Source organism: Stieleria varia, from assembly GCF_038443385.1.
Classification (GTDB): Bacteria; Planctomycetota; Planctomycetia; order Pirellulales; family Pirellulaceae; genus Stieleria; species Stieleria varia.
Genome location: NZ_CP151726.1, coordinates 6,454,727 through 6,471,774 on the forward strand (window position 1 = coordinate 6,454,727; position 17,048 = coordinate 6,471,774).

Consider the following 17,048-nt stretch of genomic DNA (forward strand, 5'->3'; position numbering starts at 1 on the left):
TGAGTGTTCCGCAGTACGCATTTGGGGAACAGACCATCCTGTAATCGATTTCGTCTTCTCGCGTTCTGTTTTCGTTTAACCGGTAGCCATAGGCGACGTTTGATGCGGAACGGCCTACCCTTCGGGCACGGGTTAAACGACAAAATCAACGGACCGCTTGGACCGGTATCGGCGCAGGTTTTGCTATGCTTTGCAGCAGGGATGGCGAAAAGGAACGGCAAAGCCCCGGACGGATCGCGGGCCCACAGTTTGGCATTCGTGTGCCTGACCAAAATAATCTGCATGAGGAGTTCGAGATGATTCGATTGACACTGATCTTGCTGGCGACACTAACCTTTGGCGTTGCGTCAGGAGACGAGCCGGTGAAGCCACAGCAGACCGACACAGCATCCGAGGATTCATCCGACATCCCTGATGCGAGTGTTTGGATGAAGAAAAAGATGGAATATTCTCAGGCCATCCTGCAAGGTTTGGCAATGTCGGACTTCGAAGCCATCCGAGCCAATGCAGCGAGGATGAACAAATTGAATCAAGTCGAGTCCTTCGTCAGACGCAAACATCCCGAGTATCGTACGCAGCTGCACACCTTCCATCGTGTCACGACCGAAATCGCAAGGCAGGCGGAGAAGAAAAACATCGAGGGCGCGGCCCTGGCATTCAATCAACTGACCGTTAGCTGCGTCCAGTGCCACGTTGCGATGCGAAATATCGACGACGAGTAAAGCCTCGCCGGCACGCCACGTCAAACGTAGGTGATTCGCGTGAATCATCCGGCCTGAGACGTTCCACGATTGAGGGCCGGACTAACGGACGTCGGCGATGGCGGACAGAACCTTTTCCAGTTCCGATTCGATTTCTTTCATGAGGTCGGGAGCGTTTTCCAGTTCGCTTGCTCTCGCTTGACTTTCCAATTCGGCACATAGCTCAGACAGCTCCGGTGCTGCGATTGCCGCCGATGCTCCCTTGAGCGTGTGGGCGGCGGCACGGATTGCATTGGCATCATCCGACTGGAACCCCTCCTGCAATGCCGCTTTCAAGCTCGCACTCTCCTGGACAAATGCATCAAGCAACTGCTTCAAGAGATCGGAGTTGTTGCTCGACATATCGGAAAGTTCATCCCAATGTATCGGGCACTCGTCTGCACATGACTCAGCGATTTCACCGCTGATATCTTCGCCCAAGTCTTCTTCGTCGACCATCGGAGACTCCATGGTATCGTGAACCGCCGTTTCTGACTGCGAAGTCGATTCTAGCGTTTGCTCCAGTGAGATTGTTGGGGAATCTGCTTGCGTTTGACGTTTGATGACTTCGGCCAAACACGAGAACAACGTGGCTTTACGAATCGGTTTGGGAACATATTCATCCATGCCGGCGGCCAAACACTGCTCTCGGTCACCTTTCATGGCATTGGCTGTCATTGCAATGATGGGAATGTGTTTACCCTGCGGTTTCTCCCACTCGCGAATCGCTTTGGTAGCCGTCAATCCGTCCATCACTGGCATTTGTACATCCATCAGCACAAGATCAAACGGTTCTCGCTGAAGCGCATCGATGGCTTCCTGGCCGTTGCTGGCGATGACGACCTGATGGCCGTTTTCGCCCAAGACACCGATCGCCAGCTTTTGATTCACGATGTTGTCTTCGGCGACCAAGATCCTCAGGTCACGAATGCCAAAGTCAGCGGCGGACGTCTTCTCGTGTTGGTCTTCGGCGCAGGAGACGCCCAAGACACGGACGATTGAGTTGAACAGTTCAGACTGTTTGACAGGTTTCATCAACCGTTCAGAAATATCCAACGCACTTCGCCTCTCGGCGTCACCCGCTCGGCCGGCCGATGTCAGCATGATGAAGGGAACTTTCGCATAGCTTTCCTCTTGTCGCAAGAGACTGGCGAAATCAAATCCGTCTTGCTCTGGCATGTTCACGTCACTGACGATCAATCCAAAGGGCTGGCCATGTTCCCTTGCAATCTCGATCGCCTGCATCGCGGACGCAGTGCCGTCGGCAAGCGTCGGGTTCATTCCCCAACTTGTCAAAATCTCGTGCAGAATCGTTCGATTGGTTTTGTTATCGTCGACGACCAACACACGTGTACCGCCCAAGACCACCGTGCCGCGTCGTTGTTCGGCAAGCATCTCAGGCGGCGCGAATCCAAGCCGAACAGTGAAATAAAACTGGCTGCCGACGTTCTCTTGGCTTTCAACCCAAATCGAACCATTCATCATCTCGACCAAGCGTGTGGAGATTGCCAAACCAAGACCTGTGCCGCCGAAACGTCTCGTGGTGGAACTGTCGGATTGCTCGAATGCTCGAAACACGGACTCCCGCTTTGCTTCTGGGATTCCCATCCCGGTGTCGCGAACACAGACGCAGATTTCATTGAACTGATCCGTGTTGCGACTCTCGGTGACCTCCACGACCACCTCACCCTTTTGCGTGAACTTGATCGCATTACCCACGAGATTGACTAGCACTTGACGAATCCGACCGGCATCACCGACAACGAATTGGGGGATTTCTGGTGAAACGCGGAAGGCGAGTTCGAGATGCTTTTCGTGAGCGCGCACGGCCAGCGTCTTGACGGTGTCTCCGATCAGCTCACGCAATTCGAAGGGGTGCGTGTCGATATCCAACATGCCTGCTTCGATCTTGGAAAAATCAAGCACGTCGTTGATGATCGCCAACAACGCGTCCCCCGATCCTCGCACCATTTCCAAATACTCTCGCTGCGTATCCGTCAATCGCGTGTCCAGCAGCAGTTCCGTCATCCCCGTGATGGCATTCATCGGGGTGCGGATTTCGTGACTCATGTTGGCGAGGAAATCGCTCTTGGCCTTGCTGGCTGCATCGGCGGCTTGCTTTGCGGCACGCAGTTGCTCGTGGACTCGTTTTTGATTGGTGATGTCGTGCCCGATGCCCACGATCCCACGGACTTGTCCGCTGTCGTCGTGCAGCGGGACCTTCGTCGTCGACATCCACACCCGCGTTCCGTCGGCCAGTTGGCATGATTCCTCTTGATTGGTGATCGGTTCACCGGTCCTCATCACCACTTGGTCGTCCGTCACGTACTCACAGGCAAGCTCGGGTGGTGAAAAATCGTAGTCGTTCTTGCTGACCAACGCGTCTTCGGCATCCACACCCAGCATGTGCATCAGGGCTTGATTGCCCAAGACAAATCGACCATGACGATCTTTGACGTAAATGAAGGACGGGATGTTATCAATGATCGTCCTGAGCAATTTTCGTTCTTCATTGCGTTCATTCTCAGCGCGGCGTTCTCGTGTGACGTCTCGTGAAATCCCAAAGGTGCCCAGGATTTCTCCGTCGGACGTTCTCAACGGCACTTTTGTCGTCGACCTCCAAACTTCTTCTCCGTCGGCGTTGGTCTCGCATTCCAATTTGGCAATGATGGGTTCGCCGGTATCCATGATCGCTCGCTCCTCGGCAAGCGTTCGATTGGCCCGTTCGGCCAAGAAGAAGTCCGCGTCCGTTTTGCCAATCGCGTCCGCCGGATCATCCAACTGCAATGCTTTGGCAACACTGCGACTGATTCGAATGAACTGACTCTTTTGGTTTTTGAAGTAAACCGAGTCGGGAACATTCTCCAGCAAAGTATTCATCAAGAAACGAGCTTGTTCCAAGTCAGACTCTACGGCCTTCTGATAGCTGACATCCCAAAACAACACCTGGATTCCGACCACGTCACCTTTGGAGTCATAGGTCGGCAGCTTCAGCACCTCCACATAGGTGACTTTGCCATCGTGCCCAATGTTTTGCTCCACCACATGCTCAGGCTGACCGCTGCGAATGACTTCTTGATCATTCGCCAAATACATCTTCGCCAATTCGGCCGGGAACAAGTCAAAATCGGTCTTACCGATCAAGTCAAAGCTCGAACGACCGACAAGTTCACAAAACCGATCGTTCGCGTACAAAATTCGACCGTTTCGATCCTTTCGAAGCACGGATAGCTCCACGTGCTCACGCAGCGTTTGATGCTCTGCGTCGGAGGTCAATTGCGAGGGTGAGGGCGACAGTTCTCTCGCCGCGATCACTTGAGCAACCGCGTCGATTCGAACAACTTGGCTTTGCGAATCATTCACCACTGTCAGACGCTGATCAAGCCACTCAGTGTTTCCATCGTTATCGGTCACGCGGAACTTGTGACGTAGGCTGCCTGATTGTTTGGCCTTGTCCAAGTCTCGGCGGAACTGAGCACGGTCTTCGCTATGGATGCACTGGATCAGATCCTGCAGCATCAGCTTGGAATCGCAATCGCAGCGAAATACTTGTTGGGCGCGATGATTGCAGAAAACCTTCGATTCGTCGCCGTTCCAGGCGACCGACCAAACAATCTCAGTGACACGGTCCAGGATCTGACGAACCGACTCCAGAGGCGCAAGAGGGCAATCTGCGTGTGGCTGTGAATCGCTCATGAACCCGGTTCCAACGGAGGAGTTGACGCCCTCCATTGTACTTCAGTCCCGAGGGTCGCTCACCACAGGCCTCAATGCTGCCGCAAAAACCCCGGACCACGACGGATTCTGCGGTTTGCAACGAGTCGATGACGCCAGAGTGAGCCGTGGGCCGTAAGTCATCGGGGGTGCGGTAGGCCCGGCCGCTTACGAGAGCGTCGCGGCTCACTCGATCAACAGGCCGCTAAGCGCGGATTGGCACGAAAACAGTCTGCACATATCAGCCGCCACGCGATAGCGTCCGGTTCTCACGCCTCTACTCGGGAACCGGACGCTATCGCGTGCCGGCTGATGAATATCCAGGCTAACACGCCAACTCGCATCGGTTGCAGCATCATCGCGCCCTCCGCCAACAAATGGTTCAGGCTACCGACCGTTCGCCCCTGACGAAATACCCAACTCGACTGCCCACCACTGCAGATAGTCATCGTCGGAGATCGCAGGGTTCAAGCCACGTTGTTTCATGGCCTTTTCGTAGTAGGCCGTCTTTTCTTTCATCAACGCAACCATGTCGACCGTCTTGCTTTCGTCAATTGCCCCCGTATCCCCGGTCTGGTCAATCCAGCGATCCAGCTCCTGACGTAATCGAGCTAGCGTCGCTTGATGGCGTTCCTCTCCAGCGAGATTGTGCATTTCGTTTGGATCGGCGTTCAAGTCATAGAGTTCCTCTGCAGGACGCGTCTCCGCCATGAACGGAGCGTCCCATTTGCCTTGCTCGTGCAGCACCTTCATCAACGTGACGACCGGATACGAGAGCTTTTTGTAGCTGCTGAGTTGTAAATACGGTCGATCGGGATAGTAATTGCGAATGTATTTGAAATCTCGTGTGCGAACACAACGGATTCGGTCCACCGCATCGCCACATCGATCACGCGCCGCAAACAGCTTCTCGTGACCAACACTGGACAACAGACTCAAACCCGGCAGTCCCGGTTGGGATATCCCTGCAGCCGCGAGCGTGGTGGGCATCAAATCCAGCAGCGAAGTAAGCCGGTCGTCAGATTTCCCCGCTGCGATCTTGCCCGGCCAACTCACGATCAACGGCGTATGCAGCCCGCCGTCGTAGAGCCATTGTTTACCACGCACGTGCGGGCGACCGTGGTCACCAAAGAAAAGCACGAGTGTGTTCTCACGAAGCCCTTCGGCCTCCAGTCGATCGAGTACTCGGCCGACCTTTCGATCCAATTCTTCGATCGATGCCAAGTAATCTGACCAGTCAGCCCGAGTGATGGGATGTTCGGGATAGTAAGGTGGGATCGGTGCGTCAGAGTGAATCCGATCGGACTTCACGAAGGGTCTGTGCGGCTCCTTGATTTGAATTTGAGCAAAGAACGGTTGTTCCGGTTGACGCTGCGACCAATCGTTGCCGTCAAAGAATTCTTTGGAGTCATAGACAAAGTTGAAATGCGACTTCGCAACCTTCTTGTCATTTGCCAGCCCATGACCGTTGCTGACGAAATACCCCGCTTGTCGCATCAAGCCCGTCACCGTGGGAACGGACTCTGGCAGCGGTTGCTTGTCACGGGTGTTGTGATGCTGGGCATTGATCTCGATCTGATAACGACCGGTCTGAAAAGCCGTTCGGGACGATGAGCAGACCGGAGCGGTAGAGAATGCGTGTGTGAAAAGGGTACCGTTGGCAGCGAGTCGATCGATATTGGGAGTAGAAACGGAGGGATAACCGCAACACCCCAGTTCCGGACCGAGGTCATCCGCAATGATCCAAACGACATTGGGTGGCGTCTCTGCAAAGGAGGTGTCTATCGCAGAGCTCAACGTCAGGAAGACCAGGGCGGAGAGAAGACAGAGGCTTTGAGTTTTCATGTAGCGGTTCCTTCTGTACGTCAGCCTTTCCAGGCTGACATGCGCTGAGTGTCAGCCTGGAAAGGCTGACGTACATTGAGGCTGACGTACATTGAGGCTGACGTACACAAATCTCACTCTGCGGTGGGGACGGTTTCCATGAAGCCGATCATCATCTCATCCCAGCTTTGGTCTCCCCAGCCGACTTCGCGTCCCGGGTCGGGGTTGCTGAGATTGGACCCAGAGTTGTCGTACCACGCGGTACACTCGACAACGGTACCACGCGGCAATTTCTTTGGTTCCGCCAAAACGTACTTGAGCTGCCAATTGAAATCGTAGCGAGGAATGTCCAGCAGGACTTCTCTCTCTCCGTTTGGAAAGCGTGCTTCGTAGCGAAATGCTTTGCCCCGCAGATGCATGTGCGGCGTCATGCTCAACAAGGCCTCATCTTCCTGGACTTTGTATTTCGCTCGGACTTCGTAGTCGTCGTCGTGCGCTGGAATCTGGAACTTTGTGTTGACCGCGATGCGTCCGATCAACGGTTTCTGGACCTTTTCTTTCTCCGTGAAACAAACGCCGACGTAGCTCAAATCGGTTTGTTCGGTTCCGTTGGGCGTGTAGTGCAGTTCAAACAACAGCTTACTGCCGGCTTTGACGTGAACTGCGACCCCGTCTGGGCAGACCACAGGCAGGCTGCCGGGGGCGTAACCCGCCAAGACTTGTTCCAAATCCACGTCTTTCTTTCCCGGCGGAATGACGAAAGCGAGAATGTGGTGGACGACCGCGACGTTCTGCGGTCGCGCTTCCGTCGCCACAATGTATTTGTCTTCGTCCCAACCGGGATCGACAACGAAGCGTTGGTAGTCCACGACGCCCTGAGCGGGAACGGTGAACGGTTCTTTCCGCATCTGAATGACTTGGTCAGGTTCGGGAATCTTCCATCCGGCAACAAACTGAGGTGGTTCAGGCAGATCCGCTGCGTCGCCTTCGGGCATCCCATTGTCGATCCAAGTCACGATCAGCTCTCGTTCACGCTCCGACAATCTTGCATCGTTGGCGAACCGCCCATGCTCAGGATTGGCAAACCACGGGGGCATGCGATTCTCATCGATGACTTCGATGATGGTATCCTCCCACCCCATGACGTCCTTGTAGGAGGTCAATGTAAAAGGAGCAATTTCGCCCTCGCGATGGCAGCTCACACATCTAGCGTTCAGGATCGGCGCGATGTGTTTGGTAAAAGTGATTTCGCCGGATGGCTCGATCGGTTTGACACGCCCGATATGGCAACCGACAACATCCGTTCGCGCACTGGAGATGTCCTTGCCTGCAAGCAATTCGTCGATCGCAATGGCCAAGTCATTTCGCATCGGAGCCTCGCGACTGTAGCCGACGCCATACTGATCGTCGATTCGACCGTGATAGCGAATCACACGCTGACGATCCAGCAAGAATACTTCGGGTGTTCGCGAGGCACCAAAGACGTCCGCGACTCGATTACCAACATCTTTGAGCATCGGAAACGGAATGTCGAATCGGTTCTGGTACGCCAGCAATTCCGTCATGCTGTCGTGCTTGTTGCTGTTGATGCCGATGATTGTGACGCCTTGCTCAGCGTACTTGGTTTGCAACTGGGCGAGACGACGACCGTACAGCTTTGCCAGGGGACATTCGGTGCCCAAGAAAACGACGGCGATCAACTCTCTGTCGTCAAAATCGCTCATTGCAACCGGTTTGCCATAACAGTTGTCCAGCGCGAAGGATTCGATTCGCTTGCCGATCGGCGACGGTCCTGCCTGCCAAGCCGTGCAGATGGAAGAACACACCAGCAACAAAAAGACGGCAACGAGCGAGCGGGCATACACAGAAAGGAACTCCGATTCGTGTTCAAGACGTCTGGTTTAGAGAAGATGAAATGATGATACCGGCAAACTTTTTCAGCAGTCGGTCGGCGTTGAAAAAACGCTGACAGCGTGCGGAAACCGCCCGTCTCCTTAACCGAATCTTAACAATCCGAGGTTTGATGCACAATGCTCGCGGGTGGTGCGGGTTATGCGGCGTCACATTGGCAATCTGGATGCATCACGCGGGTCGTAGTTGTTGGGTTCGGGTGATGGATGATGCTGCACAGGTGGGTGGGGACGATGCTATCAGACTCGAAACGAGAGGTTCGTCAAGTGAAATCTTCACATCTGGGTCGATGAAACGTTTGGATTAAGAAACCCGAGATTTCGGCGTTTTTAATATTGTTATTCCAAGAGTCAGTCTTCGGTGGGCGTCGAACGGATTCGACGCGGAACACTCTTGCTGAAACCATGGATGGTTCATCACGATGAAAGTATTTGAATTCTGGCGGTGGCGCAGTGTCGCTGCCGCACTCGCATTCACTGCAGTCGGTTCCGTAGCCGTTGGGGCGGACAACGATCTGTTGGGACTTGTCTCTGGGTCCAATGCGCCGATTTACGAAACGGCGTACTTGTTCGGCGAGGACACCGAGGAAAACTCGGACGGTGAAGCCGATGAGAAGGACGACGAGGATGATGAAGCCGTCGTGCCGTTGAAGGACTACCAGAAACTGCTCGAACGAGTCGATGGCTTGGAGGAGTCCTGGGAAGGCTACCAAGAAAAGCTCAAGGACGAAGCGGACGCGAAAAAGAAGAAACCGGAGTTCAAGATCAACGGCCGAGTTCACTTGGATAACTGGAATTTCCTGGACTCCGACGCTGGAATCAACTTCCTAGAGTCAGGAAACCCCGTTGATGACCCGGAGAATCGATGGGATTTCCGTCGTATCCGTCTGGAGATCGCTGGTACCGTCCCCGGAAACATGCTTTACCGGATCCAGATCGACTTTAACAATCCAAGCTCTGCCGAGATGAAGGACGTCTATCTCGGTTTCAACAACCTGCCGAACAACCAAACCTTCTTGATCGGGAACCAGAAACGACCGATCGGTTTGGATCACCTTAACAGCAGCCGTCACAACGTATTCGCCGAGCGTCCTTTGGCCGTTGAGACATTCAACGAAGACGCTCGTCGCTTGGGTGCCTGTATGTACGGGCACAACGATAGTGAGTCGATCAACTGGCGTTATGGCGGCTTCTTGCTGGAGAACATCAGCACCGACGGACGCTACCGCGGCGACTTCCACGAAGCCGGTTTGTACGGTCGATTGGCTGCCAGCCCCTGGTACGACGAAATCAGCGGCGGACGAGGCTATTACCACTGTGCGGTCGCCGGCTCTTTCAATGCTGTCGATGGAGACGGAACAACCGACCTGGATCAGAACTCCAACGAAAGTCGTTTCCGGACTCGTCCCTTGGCACGCAGTGACTCACGATGGTGGGACACCGGGCGAATTTTGGGCGCCAACAACTACGAGCAGCTCGCATTCGAATCGATGCTAAACATCGGCGCCTTGCAAATCACTGGCGAATACATCAGCACTTGGCTGCAGCGTGATGCCGTGGGCGGATTCAACGGCGAAGACTTGCACTTCCACGGAGGATACATCTTTGCCAACTACTACTTGACTGGCGAACACGTTCCGTTGGATCGTACTTCAGGTACGATTGACCGAGTCAAACCATTCGAGAACTTCTTTCTGGTGGATCGCTGCAACGGCGGTCGCGGTCGAGGCATGGGAGCTCTGTCGCTTGGTCTGCGAGCAGACTACCTGGACCTGAGTGACTCCGACATCCGTGGAGGTGATGGGTACGCTTTGACGGCAGGTGCCAACTGGTACTGGACCGCTTACTCCAAGGTGCAAGCAAACCTCATCACTGGCGAAATCAACAATGCCGGTCAAGGACGATCGGCGGTACCATTGGCAGCAGGGGTTGACGGCGATTTCTCCATCCTTGGCTTCCGCTACATGATTGATTTTTAACCCCAAATTGAACATCAATCGTACCCGAAATAGCAACTCACTCACGGAAGGTGAATAACCCATGTCTCTCAAAAAATTGACCCTGGCAAGCGCCCTGTTTGCTTTGACGCTCTGCATGGGCGTCGCTTCGACAGCCACGGCTGGCCAACTGCTCGATCAAACCGGTTGCCAATGCTGCCCCGTTTGCGACCATGTGTGCAAACTGGACGCGGAAGAAATCGAAGTGGAGAAGACCTGCTTTAAAGTCGAATCCAAGGCGATCTGTATCCCTCGCGTTGTGTTTCCTTGGCAGAAAGCCAAGAAGCAACAGTGTGCGTCGTGCGACTCCTGTAGCGGTCGCGGCTGCACCGCATGCGTTCACAACGGAGCCCGCGTCCGCAAGGTCTGCGTGCTGAAGACCGAAAAGTACAAGTGCCCCGCGTGCAAGTACACTTGGTCGGCTGAAAAGAAAGACACCTGCGGCGGTTGCTGTGGTAACGCATCGTGTGATGGTGACTGCGGACATGCGTGTGACAGCGGGTACAGCGTCCCAGTTGCCCCCGATTCGATCATGCAAGAGCCAACGATGGAGGCACCGGTTGCACCCGTTCCCGCCGTCGAACACCACGAGTACGGTCTGGAACCAGTCTCCCTTGAGCCGACGCCGGTAGCGACGCCATAGTATTCGTCGCAACCACGGTTGGCAGTTGTGCAGACCCTCGAACAGCCGAAGTGCACCAGCACTTCGGCTGTTTTCGTGATCGACATGTAGCCGCGTCTCTCCGAGACGCGCGGTAATCAATTGTCGCTCGACTTTCCAAGTCGATAGCGTTCTCCGCTGTACGTTGTCGACTCGGAGAGTCGAACGACAATCCGCAAGCGGCAACTTATTAATCGCACGTCCCGAGAGGCTCGGCTATGTGGGAACAGCGTGGAAATGACCGAGAACCAATATTCAGCCTCGTCACGTCAGCTTTCCACACCGCCGACGTGTAAGATAGCGGCGAAGTGATTCTCTTCGTTTCCAACAGGTGAACATCGCCATGTGCGGTCGTCATTGGCTACTGCTCGTCCTGCTTGTCTGCATCGTGATTGGAGGACAAGTCTGTAGTAACCAGTGGCCAACCACGGTTCGTGAGATTGCATCGACCGACAACGGGACGCTCTTTGCCGTCGTCATGGACGCGACGGAAAGCGTCCAAATCTGGCGTTTGGATAACGATCTGAGATCAAAAAAGAAGATTCTCAGTTTAAATGCTCTACCGCAATCCTTGCAGACAAATGCAGATGGCACCTATGTTGCTTGGCAGTATCGCCATTCACTGATCGTCTTTGACACCCAACTACTTCGACGGACCTGTGACATATCGGTGCCCCCGATCTCGAAGTGTCGCTTCACTCAGGACGGACGGCATTTGCTGGTGGTTTATCCAGTAGACAGTTCGACAGTTCAAGTAGCGATCCACTCCGCCAGTCGAGGAGAATTGACTCAGGGGCTTGCCGTCACTGTCAGTCCGCCTGGCAGCGCCATTCAGCAGGTCTATCTTGGCCACGATGAGTGCAGCATCCATTTCAGCAATGGCGACGTTAAAGAAGTCATATTCTCAGACGGAACGCTTGCCGAGTCGACGGGACCAACGCGTTTCAAATCTCGCCATGGGCTGGAGCCACTGTATGTCTACGGTCAACGAAGATACCGTACCCTCGCTGACACTCGGATGCGTGACCGGTGGTCCGATGGCAACGTGATCATCTTGTCGAAGCAGACTTACTGGGCTTCCCAAGAACTTCGCGTGATCGACCCTGTCAGTCAGGAAATCCTGCATGAAACCAGTATTGGATTGAAACCGATTGTCAGAAGCCTGCTTTTCGCTTCGGTGAGTTTTGCATCGGTGCTGTGGATCTCGATTTGGATGCGCACGCGTTTCAAATCGGGATCAAGAGTCTCGCAGGTTTACGACTACGCCCAACTCTGCGTCCTTTTTTCGCTCCCTGGATTTTCCAGTTGGGGAGCCTTTGTTCCTGATCAGGTAGCGACCGCAAAGATGTGGCAACTCGCGTTGTTTCCTGCTGCAACACTCACTTGGTTGGCATACTTGCGGCTGCTGGCAGGGAAAGGTCAAGCATTTCGGCGGGGAGTGTATCTCGCGTCAGGACTCTTGCCCTGCCTGATCCCTCTCTTTGGAACTTTGTTGCTCTTGCGTGTTTCTGGGGTGCGATCACCTTTGGATGACGATGGCCCAAGCGATCATGCAGGCGGGGAAGAACCGAGTGAACCCAAGATGCTTCGATTCGGTATCGGAGACTTGTTGATCGCGACCACCGCCATTGCGTTGTTTTTTGCATGTGGGCGAGCAACGCTTGAGGCGATACCACAAAGTACTTTTGTCTCAATAATACTGTTGTTACCGCTCGTGTTGAGTTTGTCCGATCGTTTCTCAGTACTGACGTTGCTTGTTCTCTGCCCTATCATCTTGTGGATCTCGTGTTCGCCTTCATTTGTTTACAAATGGCCACTCGTCTACATGTTGATGGTAGTAGCTTGCTTCTCGCTTGGGGCCTTTCGTGGATATGCGGCGCGGCTGGTTGTTGGACAGCTCTGAGTATACCTACCGAGGTGAATCTCCTGGTCAGGTCTCCTCCGTCGCGGACACTTCTGCATCTCGAGAATGTCCGGCGGCCGGAGTCTCTGATGGGGCTGTCGCTGTCATCAGATCGAGCCCCAATTCCGCTAGCTTGGATGCATGAGCCGTCCAGTCGACGACGTGGGGTGAACTAATAGGATTTTCGTCGGGGAAGATTCCGAGCGAAAGTTTTCGGACTCGGTCATGCCGCAGTTGAGCGTTCACCAGTGGCATGTCCGACTCGCCTCGTTGCGTCTTTTCCGACTCTTGCGTCTCCCAAAGACAGGCGATGCGGTGCAGTGCGACCACTCGAAACCAATGCCAAGGCGACTCCACACGGACTTTGGTTGTGCACCATTGCCAGTCGGAAAATCGCTGCAACTCTTCAGGCAGAATCAAAAAGCAGCGGATGCATTTTTTGCGGACGACCTGCCGATCCTCACAGGTCATCGCAAATAGCCATGTCCTACGTTCAAACGGCGTGATGGCCATCAATCCAGCGATATGCCCCGCTGCATCGTTGAGCACCTCAAATCCCAAGGTGCCTTCTGTTTTCAGGATCGGATCATGGAGTGTCGTGCCGTCGGCCAAAACCTTCATCTGATCGCGCGCGGCGGGATTGTCGTACAGCGACTCCAGCGTGGTTTTCGGTGCGATGTTTCGAAACACCAATGTCAGCGCGTCTTCATCGGCGATGGGACAAAGCCGATGCATTTGAAAGATCACATCGTCTGTATCACCGCTCTTCAATCGCTGTAGGGCATTGAGCCGCTTGCGGAACAACAGAAACCAGCTCGCAGCAAACCCGGCAAGAAACCCGAGCATCTTTCCCAAGAGTTCGGGCAACAATCGAGACCACTCCAGGGTCGAAAGCCATTCCAGTATTGCCTGCATGATGTGGGCCGAAATCGTGGGAGAAGAAGGTTACGGCCGTAATGTAAAGAGAATCGCCACCACTCGCTACACTGTCGATACCGTTACGTGGGGCAGGTATGCAACCTGCCGCCTGCAACATTGGCAGGTTGCAAACCTGCAGCACTTTCACTCTGACGTCTTATCAGTACGGCAGTTCTCTCAAGTACAAATTCTTGAAGAAGAGTTCGCTGCCGTGATGTTGCAACTCGATCTGGTCGCTACGGAACACCGGCGTCAGACCGGACTTGTCCCAATAGTTTTCCAGCGTCACACGATCAACGATCTGTTTTCCGTTGAGCCAGATACTGACTTTCTCTCCGACCATCCGAATGAAAAACGTGTTCCATTGACCGGGCGGGTTGTCGGCCAATATCGTGGGTGAATTCCGTGATCGCTTGTTGTTCCACAAACCGCCCGAACCGAGATTGCGTCCGTTCTTGTACGCCGCGACCCACTGCTGTGGCGTCTCGGGCAAGCTTTCGCCGTTCTTGACTCGCGCATCCCAGGGGTCCCAGATTTGAACTTGCGGGGTGCCACGCAAGTAGATCCCGGAGTCGGCACCTGGCGGTATTTTCCAGTCGACGTAGAACTCAAAGTCGCCGTAGTCACGCTCCGTACAGAGACTTTGTCCCTTGCCATCATAGGTCAGCAAGCCATCCACGACGGACCAGTGTTCGCGCATCTGCTCATCCGCCTTGGCTTGCGCTTGCTGCAGTGCCTCACCTGTTAGCGCCCGACGTTCGTTCGCATTCTTGTGCGCAAGTCCTTTCCAGCCGGTCAGATCAGCACCGTTGAACAGAGCTTTGAAACCGGGCGGCGGCGTATTGTCCGTTGCGTTCTTGATCAGTGGCTTGGCTTTGGACAAATCCGCTAGTTTTAACTCGCGAAACTCGACGCGATCACTGTGTCCGGCAAAACACAGATGACCACTGGTATTCTTCATTCCGGGATGCTTTCCCCCATCCACTGGCGTTGTGTTTTCCAGGAATGCATCGACGATGACGGCTCCGTTGAGAATCACCATCACGTGGTCGTCGACTGCGATGATCGTCTCGGTATTCCACTGTCCGACGGGTTTCAGGTATCCCGTTTTTGCCGGGACGATTCCGTAAATGGATCCATGATACTGCCACGGTTTCAGCCAACTGAGCCTGCGTGTTTGACCGTTCTCCATTTTGGCATCGCCCTGATAGCGGGTGCCGTCGTGGTCCAAGATCTGAATCTCCATCCCGTCTGTCGCCGCATGGCCGCCTTGAGGGACTCGGATTCCGATTCCATTGTTGCCGCTTTCCTCCAACTTGAACTCGAACTGAAAAGCAAAGTCGGAGTACTGTTTCTCAGAGAACAGCGTCTTGCCGCCTTTCTTGCATACCAGCGTTCCGTTTTCGACCGTGTATCCCTCGGTATCGCCGATCCAACCGCTCAAGTCTTGTCCGTTAAAAAGACTGGTCCAGGTGTGTTCGTTCTGCAAAATGGCGAGTGGACGTTCCGCCGCGACGAGGTTCGGGTCGGTGGGTTGGTTTTGAGCGGACACATTGGTCGCGAAGACGACCATGAGGACGATGAAGCGTAAGCAATGACTGGTCAATGGTTTCATGTTCAATCTCCGTGATATTCGCGATGCAGTTTCTCAGCAGTGGTTTTTAAACGTTCCAGGATGTCGGGTTTCGTACCGACAAGTTCAACGTTTTCGTTGGGGTCGGAGGCGAGATCAAAGACATGCTCGGTACCGTCCGGCTCGTGCACGTATTTCCAATCCCCCTCGCGTAGAGCGGACCAGTTTCCGCGTCCCAATTCGCTGTGACGCCCGGTTTCCCAGAAAAGTGTTCGTGATGCGATCGACTTTCCCTCCAGCAGGTGATCCGTCAAATCAATCCCATCTTGAATTTCACTCGGCGGGGTCGCTTTGGCGATTCGGCACAACGTCGGCGAAAGATCCAAGCTCGAGGTGACTTGATCGCTGGTGCTGCCGGCTTTAATCTTCCCCGGCCATCGCATCAGGCACGGAACCTTCAAGCCGCCGTCGAACAAAGTGGCTTTCTGACCACGCAGCGGATCATTGTTGCCACCGTATGTCGGGTCGCCTCCATGATCGGTCAAAAAGATCACGAGGGTGTCGCGATCCAACCCGGTCTGCTCCAGCGTCTGTAGGACTTTGCCCACACCGTCATCCAACGAAACCACCATCGCGGCAAACTCGCGTCGAATCTTATCGGTGATCGGACCGGTGCGTTTCAAATCCGCCGCTTGTGGTTGCATGAGATTGACGGTTTCCTGATCCGCAGGGCTCCAGCCTTTGCCGAAATGCGGCGCGTTGTAGGCGAGGTACAGAAAGAATGGCTCTGTTTCGGCTGAGCGAGCTTTCAAGTAATCGACCGCTGAGTCCGTGATCAGTTCCGTTGCATAGCCGACTTGGGAGACATGCTGCGTGCCCTGATACCAATCCGGAATGATTCCGTACGTCATCGTGAAATAGTCGATGCAACCACCTGTGTGGCCCGTGAAATGATTGAACCCATGATGAACGGGCAGGTACCGAGGATCACCGTGCCCTAAATGCCACTTGCCGATCAGTGCCGTGTCGTATCCGACATCACTGAGCGACGCGGCAATGGTTCGTTCGTCGTCGTGTAGTCCTCGCGATTTGTCTTTCTCGCTCATGAACATCAACGCCCCCAGCAGCCCATCGGCGGAGCGTGATGGATTCTTGCCCGTCATTAATCCGAATCGAGACGGCGTGCAGATCGACGATGCAGAATACCACTGCGTCATCTTGATCCCGTCGCGAGCGATGGAATCGATGTTGGGAGTCGGAATCTCGCTCCCGTAGCACCCCACATCGCCCACGCCCTGATCGTCGGTAAAGATCAGCAGGATATTGGGGCGCGAATCATCTGGGCTATTCGCGTCTTCTGCGGTGGACGCGGAGGCGTGGGAAAAGACGCACCAAAGCAGTGCGGTGACCAGGATCACTTTGGGCATGGACATGAGGCGGGTGCCGCGTCGGTGGGAGAGACAGGATTTGAGCGGTGCCCAAATTCTACTCGCTCCAACGGTGCCGTGCTCGCGACCGCCGTCGAATTCGGCATCACTGCGTCAGCGGGTCTCGGTCGATCGTGGCATCGACATCCTCTGCTGCTTCGTCAACCTCTTGTGTCGCAGAATTGATCGCGTCCTTAGACTTCTCCACCAAAGCCGACGTGTCGTCTTTCACTTTGTCTGTGTCCACCCGGATCGTAGGATCTCCATCTGGAGAACTGAATTGAATCCAGCCGATCACAACTGCGATCAACACCAACACTACTATCAGTAGAACAGCACGCATGGTTCCGACTCCGGGTTCGGGAAAGGGGGGGGCAGAGG

General features: G+C 54.5%; 11 protein-coding genes. 4 read left to right on the plus strand and 7 right to left on the minus strand.

Annotated elements, in window-relative coordinates; all coding sequences use genetic code 11:
- The first annotated feature begins 296 nt into the window (after positions 1–296).
- Positions 297–722, plus strand: coding sequence for a hypothetical protein (locus Pla52nx_RS21935; protein ID WP_146523480.1), 426 nt, complete (start codon positions 297–299; stop codon positions 720–722).
- Between the two features lie 81 nt (positions 723–803).
- On the opposite strand, the gene Pla52nx_RS21940 is transcribed toward Pla52nx_RS21935, so the two are convergent.
- The 3 genes from Pla52nx_RS21940 to Pla52nx_RS21950 form a co-directional block, all read right to left on the minus strand.
- Positions 804–4,436, minus strand: coding sequence for a PAS domain-containing protein (locus Pla52nx_RS21940; RefSeq protein WP_197455108.1), 3,633 nt, complete (start codon positions 4,434–4,436; stop codon positions 804–806).
- 405 nt (positions 4,437–4,841) lie between these two features.
- Positions 4,842–6,299: a sulfatase family protein gene (locus tag Pla52nx_RS21945; RefSeq protein WP_146523482.1), complete on the minus strand. Its 1,458-nt coding sequence runs from the start codon at positions 6,297–6,299 to the stop codon at positions 4,842–4,844.
- Between the two features lie 113 nt (positions 6,300–6,412).
- Entirely contained in the window at positions 6,413–8,104 is a 1,692-nt protein-coding gene (locus Pla52nx_RS21950; protein WP_231742812.1) for a redoxin domain-containing protein, read from the minus strand.
- Between the two features lie 506 nt (positions 8,105–8,610).
- On the opposite strand from Pla52nx_RS21950, the gene Pla52nx_RS21955 reads away from it, so the two are divergent.
- The 3 genes from Pla52nx_RS21955 to Pla52nx_RS21965 all read left to right on the plus strand — a co-directional run bounded on the left by Pla52nx_RS21955 (position 8,611) and on the right by Pla52nx_RS21965 (position 12,749).
- Positions 8,611–10,167 carry an OprO/OprP family phosphate-selective porin gene (locus Pla52nx_RS21955; protein WP_146523484.1) on the plus strand — a complete coding sequence of 519 codons (1,557 nt, stop codon included), beginning with the start codon at positions 8,611–8,613 and terminating at the stop codon, positions 10,165–10,167.
- A gap of 61 nt (positions 10,168–10,228) precedes the next feature.
- Positions 10,229–10,828, plus strand: coding sequence for a hypothetical protein (locus Pla52nx_RS21960; RefSeq protein ID WP_146523485.1), 600 nt, complete (start codon positions 10,229–10,231; stop codon positions 10,826–10,828).
- A gap of 361 nt (positions 10,829–11,189) precedes the next feature.
- Entirely contained in the window at positions 11,190–12,749 is a 1,560-nt protein-coding gene (locus tag Pla52nx_RS21965) for a hypothetical protein (RefSeq protein WP_146523486.1), read from the plus strand.
- A gap of 27 nt (positions 12,750–12,776) precedes the next feature.
- Here the strand turns inward: Pla52nx_RS21965 and Pla52nx_RS21970 are convergent, their stop codons facing one another.
- The 4 genes from Pla52nx_RS21970 to Pla52nx_RS21985 all read right to left on the minus strand — a co-directional run bounded on the left by Pla52nx_RS21970 (position 12,777) and on the right by Pla52nx_RS21985 (position 17,010).
- Complete coding sequence (locus tag Pla52nx_RS21970) at positions 12,777–13,664, minus strand: hypothetical protein (protein ID WP_146523487.1); 888 nt, start codon at positions 13,662–13,664, stop codon at positions 12,777–12,779.
- Positions 13,665–13,827: 163 nt separating this feature from the next.
- Entirely contained in the window at positions 13,828–15,282 is a 1,455-nt protein-coding gene (locus Pla52nx_RS21975) for a 3-keto-disaccharide hydrolase (RefSeq protein ID WP_231742813.1), read from the minus strand.
- Between the two features lie 2 nt (positions 15,283–15,284).
- Complete coding sequence (locus Pla52nx_RS21980; RefSeq protein ID WP_146523488.1) at positions 15,285–16,673, minus strand: sulfatase family protein; 1,389 nt, start codon at positions 16,671–16,673, stop codon at positions 15,285–15,287.
- 100 nt (positions 16,674–16,773) lie between these two features.
- Positions 16,774–17,010 carry a hypothetical protein gene (locus tag Pla52nx_RS21985; protein WP_146523489.1) on the minus strand — a complete coding sequence of 79 codons (237 nt, stop codon included), beginning with the start codon at positions 17,008–17,010 and terminating at the stop codon, positions 16,774–16,776.
- Positions 17,011–17,048 lie beyond the last annotated feature (38 nt).